The 13,252-nt window shown below is 69.6% G+C and carries 13 protein-coding genes; 2 read left to right on the forward strand and 11 right to left on the reverse strand.

Annotation, left to right across the window (positions count from 1 at the left end; translation table 11 throughout):
- Positions 1-5: 5 nt before the first annotated feature.
- The 5 genes from Acor_RS24670 to Acor_RS24690 form a co-directional block, all read right to left on the reverse strand.
- A complete protein-coding gene (locus Acor_RS24670; protein ID WP_155339119.1) occupies positions 6-1,130 on the reverse strand; it encodes a TolB-like translocation protein in 1,125 nt (374 codons plus the stop codon).
- Entirely contained in the window at positions 1,130-1,615 is a 486-nt protein-coding gene (locus tag Acor_RS24675; protein ID WP_155339120.1) for a SigE family RNA polymerase sigma factor, read from the reverse strand. The genes Acor_RS24670 and Acor_RS24675 overlap by 1 nt, the downstream gene beginning before the upstream one ends.
- Before the next feature lie 50 nt (positions 1,616-1,665).
- The gene (locus tag Acor_RS24680) at positions 1,666-2,253 is read right to left on the reverse strand and encodes a dihydrofolate reductase family protein (protein ID WP_155339121.1); all 588 of its coding nucleotides are present in this window, start codon (positions 2,251-2,253) and stop codon (positions 1,666-1,668) included.
- A gap of 47 nt (positions 2,254-2,300) precedes the next feature.
- On the reverse strand, positions 2,301-3,554 hold the full coding sequence (locus Acor_RS24685; RefSeq protein WP_218034454.1) for an SGNH/GDSL hydrolase family protein: 1,254 nt from the start codon (positions 3,552-3,554) through the stop codon (positions 2,301-2,303).
- Between the two features lie 429 nt (positions 3,555-3,983).
- Positions 3,984-4,325, reverse strand: a complete 342-nt coding sequence (locus Acor_RS24690) for a hypothetical protein (protein WP_155339122.1) — start codon at positions 4,323-4,325, stop codon at positions 3,984-3,986.
- 203 nt (positions 4,326-4,528) lie between these two features.
- Here Acor_RS24690 and Acor_RS24695 point away from each other — a divergent pair, with 203 nt between their 5' ends.
- Positions 4,529-5,107 (forward strand): hypothetical protein, encoded by a 579-nt coding sequence (locus Acor_RS24695; protein ID WP_218034455.1) that lies wholly within the window; start codon positions 4,529-4,531, stop codon positions 5,105-5,107.
- A 281-nt stretch (positions 5,108-5,388) separates the two neighbouring features.
- Positions 5,389-6,126 (forward strand): haloacid dehalogenase type II, encoded by a 738-nt coding sequence (locus Acor_RS24700; protein WP_155339124.1) that lies wholly within the window; start codon positions 5,389-5,391, stop codon positions 6,124-6,126.
- 65 nt (positions 6,127-6,191) lie between these two features.
- On the opposite strand, the gene Acor_RS24705 is transcribed toward Acor_RS24700, so the two are convergent.
- The 6 genes from Acor_RS24705 to trpB all read right to left on the reverse strand — a co-directional run bounded on the left by Acor_RS24705 (position 6,192) and on the right by trpB (position 13,173).
- Entirely contained in the window at positions 6,192-8,789 is a 2,598-nt protein-coding gene (locus Acor_RS24705; protein ID WP_155339125.1) for a caspase, EACC1-associated type, read from the reverse strand.
- A gap of 2 nt (positions 8,790-8,791) precedes the next feature.
- Entirely contained in the window at positions 8,792-9,166 is a 375-nt protein-coding gene (locus Acor_RS24710) for an effector-associated constant component EACC1 (protein WP_218034456.1), read from the reverse strand.
- Positions 9,167-9,373: 207 nt separating this feature from the next.
- The gene (locus tag Acor_RS24715; RefSeq protein WP_308805685.1) at positions 9,374-10,249 is read right to left on the reverse strand and encodes a pentapeptide repeat-containing protein; all 876 of its coding nucleotides are present in this window, start codon (positions 10,247-10,249) and stop codon (positions 9,374-9,376) included.
- A gap of 190 nt (positions 10,250-10,439) precedes the next feature.
- Positions 10,440-11,186: a GntR family transcriptional regulator gene (locus Acor_RS24720; protein WP_155339127.1), complete on the reverse strand. Its 747-nt coding sequence runs from the start codon at positions 11,184-11,186 to the stop codon at positions 10,440-10,442.
- 8 nt (positions 11,187-11,194) lie between these two features.
- Positions 11,195-11,968 carry a tryptophan synthase subunit alpha gene (gene trpA, locus Acor_RS24725; RefSeq protein WP_155339128.1) on the reverse strand — a complete coding sequence of 258 codons (774 nt, stop codon included), beginning with the start codon at positions 11,966-11,968 and terminating at the stop codon, positions 11,195-11,197.
- The gene (gene trpB, locus Acor_RS24730) at positions 11,965-13,173 is read right to left on the reverse strand and encodes a tryptophan synthase subunit beta (protein WP_422664836.1); all 1,209 of its coding nucleotides are present in this window, start codon (positions 13,171-13,173) and stop codon (positions 11,965-11,967) included. Before trpB ends, trpA begins: the two co-directional genes overlap by 4 nt.
- Between the last annotated feature and the right edge of the window lie 79 nt (positions 13,174-13,252).

Genomic DNA, 13,252 nt, shown 5'->3' on the forward strand with positions numbered 1-13,252 from the left:
TTTGGTCAGTCGATCGCCGTGAGGTCGACGATCACCATGTGGTCGCCCTTGCGGTAGGTCAGCGTGGTCGCGCGGTAGTCGAGCGCGGGAGAGTCATCGGGGTGCAGTTCGGTGGTCACCCCCGTGGCCAGGTCCGACAGCAGGTGGTAACGGTCCGACTTGGGTGTCGTGAACAGCAGGAAGCGGTCCAGGGCGGGCGGGTCATGCGCCCAGCTCGGCATGGTGCGCACCGAGGTGCCGTCCCGGCGCCCGACCTGATCGCGGCTGACGCACCAGGTGACCGAGCAGGAGGTGGGCGACCACCAGGCCGGCGCGGTGCGGCGTTCGCCGGTCAGCGCGTTGACGATCTCGGCGTGTGTGACCGCCGGGTCCCTGGGGCGGAACGAGGGCCGGCCGAGCCACGGCCAGTGCACCATGTGCAGTCCCTTCGTCCCTTCGATCGGTCTGGGTGTGCCGCCGGTGAGCGGAACCTCGTACGCGCCGCCGGTGCCCCCGCGGGTCCAGACCAGACGTCCGTCGTCGATCACCAGGCCCAGCGGGGAACCGGCGGCCTCGGCGATGGCGCGCTGCTCGCCTCCGGTGACGGGGGCCGTGAAGAACGTGGTGGTCATCTTCCCCGCGACACGGCGGGCCGTCCACCAGACCAGGCGCCCCTCGCCGACCACGGCGAACCAGAAATTGAGGACGCTGTCCTTCGGCACGCGTACCTTCACCAGCCGGGTCGCCGACCCTGTCGCCAGGTCGAGCGACCACAGTCCGTCGGTACGGTCGGCGTTGCCGTCGCGGACCGTGCGCAGCAGCGCGTGCCCTCGGTCGATCATCGCCACCACGTCGAATGGCCGGCCGTCCGGCAGCCTGAACGGGACCACGTGCACCGCGTCCGGGTGAACCTGCTCGATGGTGCGGATCGTCACCGGTGGCGGCACGACGCGTTCGGCGGGGCCGCCCGCCGTGACGATCGCGCCTGTCCCGGCGACGGCCCCCGTCGTGAGCGCGGCGGCGAGCAGGCGCCACCACCACCGGCCACGCCGGGCCCGGATCCGGCTCGTCAGGTCGGGAGGGGCCGCCGGGGCGCGTTCGGCGAGGAGACGCAGGCCCGACTCCAGGTTCCGCTCGAATTCGTCGCGCATCAACGTCTCCTGACCCCGTCGGCCGTCAGTTCCCCACGCAGCCGCGCCAACCCGCGGAACGCCTGACTGCGCACGGTGCCCTGCGAGACGCCCATCGTGGCGGCGATCTCCTCGTCCGGCAGGCCGGTGTAGTAACGCAGCACGATCACCGCGCGCTGGCGGCGCGGCAGCCGGGCCAGCGCGTCGCTCAGATCGGAGGTCTCGTCGTAGACGTCCGGGTCACCGTGGTCGGGTGGCTCGGAGGTCGGGCGTTCCCGGGAGCGGATCCGCCAGGCGCGTACGTGCAGGCGCGTCATCGTGGTGCGGACGTAACTCTCCGGGTCGTCCTTACGCTGGACGCGCGCCCACGAGCCGCGTAATCGGGCCAGCGCCTCCTGGACGAGGTCGGCGGCATCGTGCGGGTCCCCGGACAGGACGTACCCGAAGCGCAGCAGCGCGTCGGCGCGTCCGGCCACGAACTTCTCGAACTGTTCCTCGTCCCGCATGTCTTCTTAGAGCATGAGAGAGCCGGATCCGTTGCACGACGCCGCATCCTTCAGCGGCGTACCCGATAGCGGATGTGGGTAGCCGCCGCCGTGTCGACGACCCGCACGATGTCCAGCTCGACCCGGGACGGCAGGACGTCGAACAGCCGGCGGCCGCCGCCGAACAGCACCGGGATCTGGTGAATCTGCAGCTCGTCCAGGACCCCGGCGTCCAGCGCCCGCTGGGCTGTGTACGCGCCGTGCACCATCACGTCCCGGTCCCCGGCGGCGACCTTCGCCTGGGCCATCGCGCTCTCGATCCCATCGGTCACATAGGTCACCAGCGGATAGTTCGCCACCGACGGGCCCGGCGGCCGGTGGCTGGGCACGAAGATCGGCACACCGCGGCCGTGGTGATCGCCGCCCCAGTGATCGACCTGCTCTACCGTCCGCCGTCCCGCGACGACCGCACCGGTCGCATGGTATTCGTCGGTCAACCGCCCGGCCGCCCCATCTGTCCGGTGCCGCTCCCCGTCCGGCGTGAGGCCCCACTCGTGCAGTCGGACGAAGCCGTCGCCGCCGGGATTGTCCGGTCCGTCGCCCGGCCCCGCGATGTACCCGTCGAGTGACATCGACATGTAGAGCACGGAAGCAGCCACTTCGACCTCCTTGAGGGACCTACCACGCCAGCATGGCCCATGCGGCGTCAGGAGATGGTGAGTGTGCCGTTCGCGTTACGGGCGCATGTGACGATCGTGCGGGGCGGGGCGGTGAGGCCGCCGGTCAGGCACTGGCCGAGGATGGTGTGGCCCGCGGCGTTCGGGTGCCACGACTCCTGGCAGGTCTGGAAGTAGGTGACGCAGGTGTTCGCCAGCCGCTGGATGCCGATCTTCTCCCAGCCGGACAGGCTGGTGATGAACGTGCCGGATGGCCCGTCCTGCACGCGGACCGGTGTGGCGAGCACGCCCGCCGGGCTGCCGGGGTTCTCGCAGAGCCGGGCCCCGTCGAAAGCCTTCTGGACGTCCAGCACCCGCAGGTCGGCCGCCGGGCGCTCGGCCGCCAGCGTGCTGTAGGCGTTCTTGACCAGGGAGCCGAGGTTCTGGGAGAACATGTGCCCGGGCGCGAGGCTCGCGCGGTGGATCGGGCAGCCGGCGGCGTACCGTTCGGCGCCGAGGGCGCGGAACTTGTCGCGGGTGTCAGTGCGGCTGTCCTCATCCCGGTACGGCGTGGCGACATCGAGCGGCAGCGGGTTGGTGTAGGTCTGCAGCACTACCCGGTGAACCCCGTCGGCGTCGATCTGGGCGAGGGTGTCGAGGATCTGACGCAGGGCGGCGGTGGTCTCGGTGGTCGCGGTGGCGACCTCGGCGTCGGTGGCCAGGTCCGAGACGGTGCAGGGCTCCTGCGGCACCTCGCCGTTCAGGTACGCCCAGAACTCCCACCAGCCCGTCCAGGCGTCGGCGATGAAACGGTTGGCGCACAGGGTGGCCACGTCGCCGAAGGTGAACTGGGTGTTGTTGGAGCCGAGGCCGATGAGGACGACGTCGATGTCGTGGGTCTGGGCGACGGCGCGTAACTGGTCGAGCTGCGAGGCGACGGAGCGGCCACTGGCGCGGGCGCTGGAGGGGGCGGCGATGTCGGCGGGCTGGCCGCCGGAGCAGGCGAGGTTGAAACGATCCTGGATGCCGGGAAGTGACGCCTGGAACAACGAGGCGTTCGCCGACCGGTGGCAGAAGTAGGCGTTGCTGTTGGCCGCCGACCAGCCGGGGAAGGCCTGCGCCGTCCCGGAGGCGTCGACGACGGGCTGGTAGTTCCCCGCGCCCTCACCGCTGATGAAGCTGTCGCCGAGCGTGACGGCGGCGGTGGGCAGGGCCGCCTGCGCCGCTTCGCCCTGGACGACTTGGATGCCGACCGCGCCCACCAGGAGCGCGCCCATCGCGACCACCCGCCGGAGAACCTTCACAACCGCCCCATTTCCTACTAAACAAGCATGAAATAACGGACGTTAAGATCACAACACCCCACGACTAGGGCGTCAAGATCTCCCTGAGGCCCGGTCGCTTCCCCTAAAAGATCGCATATCGCCCTGATCGTCAAGCATGCGTTTGCTTGCCCAGGCGCCTGATCGGATCGGATCGCAGCGGTCGGGTACGGCCGGGGCTCTTCCGGCAGGGTTGACATCGAAAGGAGGCCTCATGATCTCGGATCCGGGCCAGGATCTCGTCCAGTTCCGCGGCCGGCCGGTGACGGTCCGGCCGCGCGGACGGGACGAGACCCATGCCCGCCGAAGCCTCGAACGGCATCGGCTCAAGGCCGGAGACCGGCTGGTCAAGCCGGTCCCGGACCTCGATGAAGCGCGCCGCCAGGCCGGGATGCCGGTCGATCAGGTCGGTCAGGTCGCTGCGGGTGAGCAGGGTCCGGCTGAGCGTACGGCCCGGCCGGTCTCCAGCAGCCGCAGCGCCCGCGCCGCCCGCTCACCCGCCGGGGCGCCGGGGTCGGCGAGCGCCAGCGCGGCCGCGTCGGCGGCCAGCCCCGCGAACTCGCCGATCAGGTGCTGCTGGTCGCTTCGCCCCAGCTGGTACGGCGCGGCCGTGGGCAGCAGGCGGACCGCGTTCTCCATCAGCCGGGCCGCCCGGCGGGGATCGGCCGACAGCCGCGCGCCCTGACGGCCTGCCCCGATCCGCAGCGAAGGAGGAGCCTCCGCCATGCCGGCCGCCTCCGCGAACGCCTTCACCGCCTCCTCACGGTCGGATTCCGCGCCCGTGTGCTCGAAACGGGCCTGCAGCGCGATCCCCAGATTGCCGAGCCGCCCGGCCTGTTCGGGATGGCCGGCGGGGCCGGCGGCCAGCCCTTCCCGGATGCGCGCGATGGCCTCGTCCAGGTCGCGCGCAGCGGTGGTCGGCCTCGTGGTCGATTCTGATGCGCGGATCGAGCTTGGTGCGTGGCAGCCGCGTCATTCTCGCGATCTTCGCGGCGACGTTCCTGGTCAACGGCGTCGTCAGCGCCTATGGCCGCCTCTACCCGTTGCGGTTGGTCGACCTCGGGCTTTCCGTCGATCCCGTGGTGTGGCTGGCGGGGCTGGGTGTGCTGATGAGCCTCGCCGGCGCGGCCGGGTTACGCATGGTGCGACCGCATATCGACGGTGTCCACACGGTGCGACGCGGCTACGTCATCGCCTGCGCGGTCGCTGCGGTCGGCGTCGTCGGGCTGGCCGGCGCACCTGAGGAGAACAGCGGCAGCCTCGCCGTGCTGGTGGCTGCGGGCGCGTTGCCGCTGACCCGCACCTTCAGCACCATCTGGGTCAACCGGCAGACCAGCAGCGACGTCAGAGCCACCGTGCACTCGCTGCTCGCCCAGGCCAAGTACCTCGGAGAGATCACCTGCGGACTCGCCCTCGCCGCCGTCGCCCAGCTCGCTGACATGTCCATCGCCCTGGTGACCTGCGGAGCGCTGCGCGCGACCACGATCCTGCTGGTCCAGCGCTTCGGCAATCCGCGAACCGAACGAATGCCATGAGTCGGTTTTGATTCGATCCTCGCCGACGTATCACGCGGTTAACGTCGACATGTAACGCCGCCGACCAGGGTAGAGGCCAAAAGAGGGGGATCGGCCCAGGTCCGCGCCGGTAGAGATCCCGCGCGGATCGAAGTGCGGCGTCGGCCGAGCAGGGCGATCGTATGCATTCCGCCTTCACGAGTCGGTCATGCTGCATGTCACGGTCGGGACCCGGCCTTATGTGGATGCCGCGCCAGGCAAACCTCCCGTACCCATCCGAACCGAACAGGGGGATGACAACGATGAACCACGACCAGAGCACGCCTGCCAGCGGCGATGGCGAGTGGATCGGCGGTGAGCCCCGCGTGCTCGTGTTCGATGTGAACGAGACGCTGATCGACTTCGAGTCGATGAACCCGCTGTTCGAAAAGATCTTCGGTGACGCGCGGGTGATGCGTGAGTGGCTCGGCCATCTCATCATGTACTCGATGACGATCACTCTGTCCGGCCTCTGGGAGGGCTTCTTCAGCCTGGGTCAGGGGCTGCTGAAGATGGTCGGCGACGTCCACGGCGTCCGGGTCACCGACGACGACATCGAGGAGATCAGGCAGGCGATGCTGACCATGCCCGCCCACCCCGATGTCGAGTCCGGCCTGACCAAGCTCAAGGACGCGGGCTTCCGGCTGGTCACGCTCACCAACTCGCCGGCCAATCCCGCCGGGCCCAGCCCGCTGGAGTACGCGCGTCTCGCGCCCTTCTTCGAACGGCAGTTCACCGTCGAGACCGTCCGCGCGTACAAGCCCGCTTCGCAGGTCTACCATCTGGTGGCCCAGGAACTGGCGGTGCCGCCGTCGGCCTGCCACCTGGTCGCCTGCCATGTCTGGGACACCATCGGCGCCCAGAGCGCCGGCTACACCGCAGGCCTGATCACCCGGCCGGGCAACGCGCCTCTGCCGTCGCCCTGCCTGCCGCAGCCCAACCTCGTCGCACCGGACCTGCCCGCCCTGGCCGACCAGCTGATCCGGCGCTGGCGGTCGTGATCTGACGGCCGCGATGAGCATCGCGGCCAGGCCGTTGGCTCCCAGAGCCTGCAGCGTCAACCCGGTCAACGGGCGATGGGCCACAGCCGTACTGTCTTGTCGGAGCTGGCGGTGGCGAGGGTTTTGCCGTCGGGACTGAACGCCATGTCGTTGATGCGATCGGTGTGGCCGACCAGAGCGGCGATGGAGCTGCCGGTGGCCAGGTCCCACAGCCTGCCGGAATCGGCGGTGGCGTAGGCGTAGGTCTTGCCGTCCGGGCTGAACATCGTCCCGGAGGGGAGGCTGGCGGTCATCAGCCCGGTGCCGATGTCCCACACCTGCACCGACTCGTCGTTGTCGGCGACGGCAAGAGTCGTGTGGTTGAGGAATGCCAGAGGGCGGCCAGTGCCGAGGGTGGCAGTGTTCTTGCCGGTGGCCACATCCCACAGCCGCACCTGGTCGTCGGTGTACGGACTACTGGTGGCCAACGTCGTGCCGTCGATACTGAACCGCACTGTCCAGCCTGCGGTGAGGGTGAACGTGGTCTTTCTGGTGGCCACGGCCCACAGCCGTACTGTCTTGTCGACGGCACCAGAGGCGAGGGTCGTCCCGTCGGGACTGAACGCCATGGTCTGGACCCCGTTGGTGTGGCCGGCCAGAGTGTCGATGGGTTTGCCGGTGGTCACGTCCCACAGCTGCACCGGGTTGTCGAAACTGTCGCCGCAGGCGCAGGTGCCGGCGGTGGCGAGGATCGTGCCGTCCGGGTTGAACGCCATCGCGGCCGTGCCTTGATGGCGGCGAGGCAGGGACGCTCGGGTCTTTCTGGTGGCCACGTCCCACAGCCGTACCTTGCCGTCCCCGTTGACGAGGGCGAGGGTCTTGCCGTCGGGGCTGAACTCTGCCGCCTCGACGCCGGTGAGCGTCGCGATGGATTTCTTGGTGGCCAGCTCCCAGAGCCGCCAGGCTGGCTTGGTGGTCTCTGTGCCACTGGTGCCGGTGGCCAGGATCGCACCGTCAGGGCTGAACATGACCTCGTCCACCTTGCCGGGATAGCCATCCAAGGTGGTCGAAGCGGTAACGACAGTAGCGGCAGAGGGCCTGTCGCTACCCGTAGACCCCCCGTTGTTCAGGTAAAACACCACCACGACGATGGTCGCCACCATCGCAATGGCCGCTGTGACGGTGAAGGCTCTGGCGCGGCCAGTGCTAGGCAGCAGCCGGGACCAGCGGACCGGCGCCGAGCCGGATCGCGGCGGTGGCTTGGTCCCTCCGGTCGCCGATGGCGAGGTCCTCGGGTCGGCATCCACGTCGACAATGGGGACCTCTGCCGTGGAGACGTTCCCCGAGGGCGGGTGGCTCGCGGTGGCGGTCGCCGGCGCCGGTCTCATCGGTGGTGCGGTTGGTGGTGTTGTTTCCGGTGCCGCGACCGGTTCGGGCGAGGTCGGCTCGCCTTCCTGCGGCAGGGTCGGCGATGGCGCAACCTCCACCGGCGGGGCGTCCATTCGCACTGGCTCGGCCCGGAGCGGCGCGGGCTCGGTCTCCTGGACGGGTTCGGTCGGTGACCACGCGGGCTGGTCGGGTGGGGCGTCGTCGGCGGGTGATGTCGGCGCGAGGGCGGCGGCTGCCGGGTCGAGTCCGGTGGGAGCCGGCCGGTTGAGCTTGGCGGGGAGGGCTGTGGGCGGTGGGGTGGCCGACTCTGTCGTGCCGGGTGGTTGCCGGCTGGGTGGCTGGGGTGGTGCGGGGAGGAGGGATTGCAGGCGTGCGGCGGCGGAGGCCGACACTTGTTTGCTGTCGTCGTCGGCGAGGCGGCGGATCTGTTCGCGAACGTGGCCGCGGACGGTGCTGTTGCCGATCTGGTGCAGGTGGGCGAGCCCGTCCAGGGCGGTGAGCCGGTCGGTGGCGATCGGGCTGCCGATCGCGTTGCGCAGGTAGGTCGGCAGCGTCCAGTTGATGTTCTGGGCGATGATGGTGCGGCCTTCGACGTTGTCCTGCTTTTTGGGGCGCTGCTGCGGCATCTCCTCCACGACCCGGTCGTGGACGTAGCTGTACAGTTCGTCGACGGAGATGTCGCCGTCGCCGTCCAGGTCCGCGCTGCCGTCGCGCAGGCCGTCCACCAGGTAGCGGGTGAACACCGATTGAGGGGCCTGGCCGTGTGCCTGGTTTCCCTCGAAGGAGTACTGGGTGGCGTCGGAGGCGGTCAGCACGGTACGGCCGCGGCCCTGGAAGCGTTCGAGGGTGTTGACGGCGCTGTCGGCTTTGGCGATTCGGCCCGCGGGGAACGCCCCGCTGTAGCAGCAGTCGAGGATGAGCACCTTCTGCCGCGAGCGGCAGCCCTCCATCGCCTGATCGATCTGCTCGGCCGACAGCGCGGTGAACAGCAGGCTGTCCCGGCGGGTGTTGGTCATCGCCAGATACAACCGGCCGTCGTCGTCCTTGAGGCCGTGCCCGGTGAAGTACAGCAGGGTCAGGTCGTCACGGCGCGGATCACGATAAAAGTCGCCGATGGCCTCGCCGACCCGGTGATGCGGTTCGTTGATCAATGTGGTGACCTCGAACCCGGCGATCTCCGGGTCCCGCAGCACCGCCGCCAGGGCCTCAGCGTCATGCGCCGGCGCGGTCAGCTGCCGCAGCCCGGTGTCCTGGTACTGGTAGGTGGCGATCAGCAGCGCCAGCCGGCGGCCCACCGCTATCCGCCGGAGTGACGCTGAACATAGGCGTCGAGGAGTTCCTGCTGCTGCTTCGCCGAGGCTCGTTCCAACTCGATGGTGTCGCCGTCGATCGTCACCGAGATCCGGTGCCGCCCCGACTGCCGATCCAGCCAATCCCGCAACGTGCCGATCAGCGTCGTGAACACCCCACCTGAAGCGCTGAACGCCACGACCAACGCCGCCAACGTCACAGGGTCGGCGCCTTTCGCCCCCTCAGGAACTGATCCAGCCGCCACCGGCGCAACGGAGACGACATCGAGCTCGGTGAGCTCGCCGCGCAACCGGCGGACCAGCCCCTCACCCCGCTCCAGGTCCAGCTCCGGATCCACATGAACAATCAGAGACAGGCTCACCAGGCCATCGGCGTCCGCGTTCCCGCCATTCATCCGATCGCTCACAGCACCACACTCTCGCCCAGGCAACCCGCCTCGAAAGCGCTCAATCAGCCAGCCCCATCACCCGGGAGAACCGACAACGCCGCCCTCGGATCATTTCAGGAAATAGCCCTTCCGTGAAAGCAATTCGGCGCCATGAGCATCTCGGGGCCCGGCGGTGCGGGCTCAACCACGGGATGTATCACCGGATGTGCGTCGGAACGCGTCGAACAGCTCTTCCCGGAGGGCGGGCGGCAGTTTGCGGCCCAGCATCGCCGGGCTCACCAGAGCCTGATCGTCGTTCCATTCGTGCGCCGTGTCGCCGAGGAACTCCAGTGCCGAACGGGCCACTTGGCGGTGCTTGTCCTCCGGCCAACTGCCGACCAGTGGCAGCACCGAGTTCACCCGGTCGGCGATCCGGTCCAGGAGCGCGTAGCCGGGCAGGCCGGGCAAGCGCGGGGCTCGCAGGTCGATGTGGCGGAAGGAAAAGTCGTCGAGCTCGGCGGCGGTGAAGTCGTTGCCGGTGAAATCATTGTGGTCCCGGCCCAGCACGACCCGGTCGCCGTCGGCCGGGCGGCCCCAGAAGTTGATGCTCCGCACCGGGCCGGCAAAGACGCAGTCGACGAACTCGGCCTCGGCCGTGGCCGTCTGCCGCCGCAGGCCAGGCCGGTCGAATATGCACCTTTCGAACCGGACATTGCCGAAAAAGGTGAACGCCGGGAAACGCGTGCGGCGGAAGACGCAATCGCGGAAGACCGTCTGCGGCCAGGTGGCGCCGTCCCACTCCTGTCCGCCGATGCCGGTGCGGGTGCTGCCCATCAACAGGTTCTCGAAGGCGGCGCGGGAGAAGTCGCATCCGTCGAACTCGCTGCCGTGGGCGATGAAGTGAGGCAGCCGCGTCCCGGTGAAGTCCACGTTCACCAGCCGCGCCCGGTCGAAGATCACATCGGACACGCCTGCGGGCAGCGGAAACGGCTGGTCACAGAGCTCTCCGCGAGCGACCCTGGCGCTTCGCCACGCTTCCTGGCTCGGTTCGAGGGTGAACCGCTCAAAGGTGTCCACAGCAGCCGCCTGAAAGCACGAGATTCATGTGCGGAGTCTCACATCCGGCCCCGACAAAAGCCTCGCTCCAATCACCGTTGCCTGGCAGAAGAGCGCATCCTGCGGGCCGCCCTCGTCTACATCGACGCCCTGATACTCCAGGACGTCCTGGCCGACCCCGAGTGGGCCAAGCTCCTCAAACCGCGGACGGTCAGTGCTGGGAGACCCAGTGCAGTGACAGGTCCGTGGCCTTGCGCTCGGCCCTGATCTCCATCCACTCGCCGAGGATCGTGGCGTGGTCCAGGACGATCAGGGCGCCCTGGTCGTCGTAGGTCGCCCGTTCGCTGACGAAGACCGGGCTGCCCGCCGGGTGCTGCAGCCGTACCGCGACCAGGGCCGTGAGCAGGGCCGGCCTGATCCGTTCAGTCGCCCGGTGCACGCGCGCGCCGGCGTCAATGAGCGCGGTGTACAGCGGGGTCTCGGTGAAATCGGTCCCCTTGATCGCCGAGGCGTGTGGCTCGACGATCCAGGAGATCTGGTGGACGGCGGGCCGGCCCAGCAGATGCCGTACACGTGCCAGCCGGAGGGCCCGGCGGCCGGCCGGCGCGTCGCCCAGCAGCGGGGTGAGCGAGCGCGGGGCCGGCCGGAACGCGGCCGACAGCACCTCGGTCCGCAGGGGGTAACCCTGCCTGCGCAGGTCGTCACCGAGACTGCGCAGCGTGTCGAGAGGGTACTCCGCGCTGGCCGGCGTCACATAAGTGCCGCGGCCGGCTCGCTGGACGATCAGGCCCTCGGCGCTGAGGACCTGCAACGCCTGCCGCAGCGTCATCATCGTCACGCCGTAGTAGGCGCTGAGCTCACGCTGCGCGGGCAACGCCTCGCCCGCGCGGTAGTGGCCCGACTTGATCTTGTGGGTCAGGTCGTCGGCGATGGTGCGGTAGCGGGGAGTACCGCTCATCTGGCTCCCTAATCGAGTGCGCGTCGAATGCTCGCCACATATTCTCCCAGCTCGCGTGGCCGGGCGCCGTCCAGGAGTTTGCGCATCAGCGTCGAAGCGACCACGACGCCGTCGGCGTGGCCCGCCAGTTCGGCGGCCTGCGCCGGGCTGGAGACCCCGAAACCGAACAGGACCGGCCGGTCGGTGAGTCCCTTGAGCTCGCGGCCGAGCCGGGTGGCCTCCTCGGGAATCTCGCCGCGCTCGCCGGTGGTGCCCATGCGGGTCACGGCGTAGACGAAGCCGCGGCTGCGCTCGGTGATCTCGCGCAGTCTGGCCCGGGAGGAGGACGGAGCGGCGAGCAGCACGAGATCCACGCCCTCGGCCGCCGCGGCGTCCGCCAGCTCGCCGACCTCCTCCAGGGGCGAGTCGGGCACGATCAGCCCGCGCAGTCCGCTCGCGGTGAGGGCCGCGCAGAACTCCGCGGTGCTCCGCTGCACCACCAGATTGCTGTACGTCATCGCGATGAGCGGCACGTCGACGTCGAGCGTCGCGACCTCCTCGAGGATCCCCCTGACCGTGGTCCCGGCCGCGATCGCCCGGTCGGAGGCCTCCTGGATCGTGACGCCGTCCAGCATGGGATCGGAGAAGGGGAAGCCCAGCTCGACGGCGTCGGCTCCGGCCTCGGCGTAGGCGTGGACGACGTCCGTCCACCCGGGGGTGACCCCGGCGGTGACATAGGGCACCAGCAGGGGACGCCCCGTGCCACGGCGGGCGATCAGGAACTCTTCCAGGGATTCGGTCACAGCAGCTCCTTGATGGAGGCGATGTCCTTGTCTCCCCTGCCGGAGAGCGTCAGCATCACGGTCGACCCCGGCGCGATCTCGCCGGACTTGGCGGCCCGGATCACCCAGGCCACGGCGTGCGAGGACTCCAGCGCGGCCAGGATCCCCTCGGTGCGGGCCAGGCACAGCAGCGCCTGGACGACCTCTTCGTCGTTCACGGTCTCGTAGCGGGCGCGGCCCCCGTCGCGTAGCTGGGCGTGCTCGGGGCCGATCCCCGGATAGTCGAGGCCGGCCGCGACCGAATGGGCCTCCGTCACCTGGCCGTGCTCGTCCTGGAGGACCAGCGAGCGGAAGCCGTGCAGCACCCCGGCCCTGCCGAAGGTCGCCGCCGCGCCGCCCTCGGCCTCGACCCCGATGAGCCGGGCAGTGGTGTCGACGAAACCGGCGAACGTGCCCGCGGCGTTGGAGCCGCCGCCGACGCAGGCGACCACGTAGTCGGGCACACCGACGGGGAGTTCGGCGGCGCACTGGGCGCGGGCCTCCTCGCCGATCACCCGCTGGAACTCGCGCACCATCCACGGATAGGGATGCGGGCCCATCACCGACCCGATGCAGTAGTAGGAGTCGTCCACCGACGACACCCAGTGCCGCATCGCCTCGTTGCAGGCGTCCTTGAGGGTACGGCTCCCCGTCGTGACCGGCACGACCTCCGCGCCCAGCACGTTCATCCGCAGAACGTTGAGCTCCTGCCGTTCGATGTCGCGCTCGCCCATGAACACGGTCGCCTTGAGGCCCAGGAGCGCCGCGGCCGTGGCCGTGGCGACGCCGTGCTGGCCCGCGCCGGTCTCGGCCAGCATTCGTTCCTTGCCCATCCGTTGCGCGAGCAGCGCCTGGCCGATCACGTTGTTGATCTTGTGTGAGCCGGTGTGCGCCAGATCCTCGCGTTTGAGGAACAGGGTGATGCCGAGCTCACGGGAGAGCCGCCAGGCGGGGGTCAGCGGAGTGGGGCGGCCGGCGTAGACCGTGAGCAGGGTGTCGAGCCTGCCGCGGAACTCGGGGTCACTCCAGGCCTCCCGGAACGCCGCCTCGATCTCGTGGCAGGCCGGGATCAGCGACTCCGGCACGTACCGCCCGCCGTAGGTTCCGAAGCGGCCGGTGGCGCCGGGGTCGCTCATCGCGCGGGCGGCGGCGCGCACTGTGACACCCTGCCGACCGGACCAGGACATCTCGCCCATGATCGTCTTCTCTCTCTCGACTGTTCTAGAACAGTAGCTCAGGGCGGCCGGTAGGCAAGCACTGGTAGAG

Source organism: Acrocarpospora corrugata (assembly GCF_009687845.1).
GTDB lineage: Bacteria > Actinomycetota > Actinomycetes > Streptosporangiales > Streptosporangiaceae > Acrocarpospora > Acrocarpospora corrugata.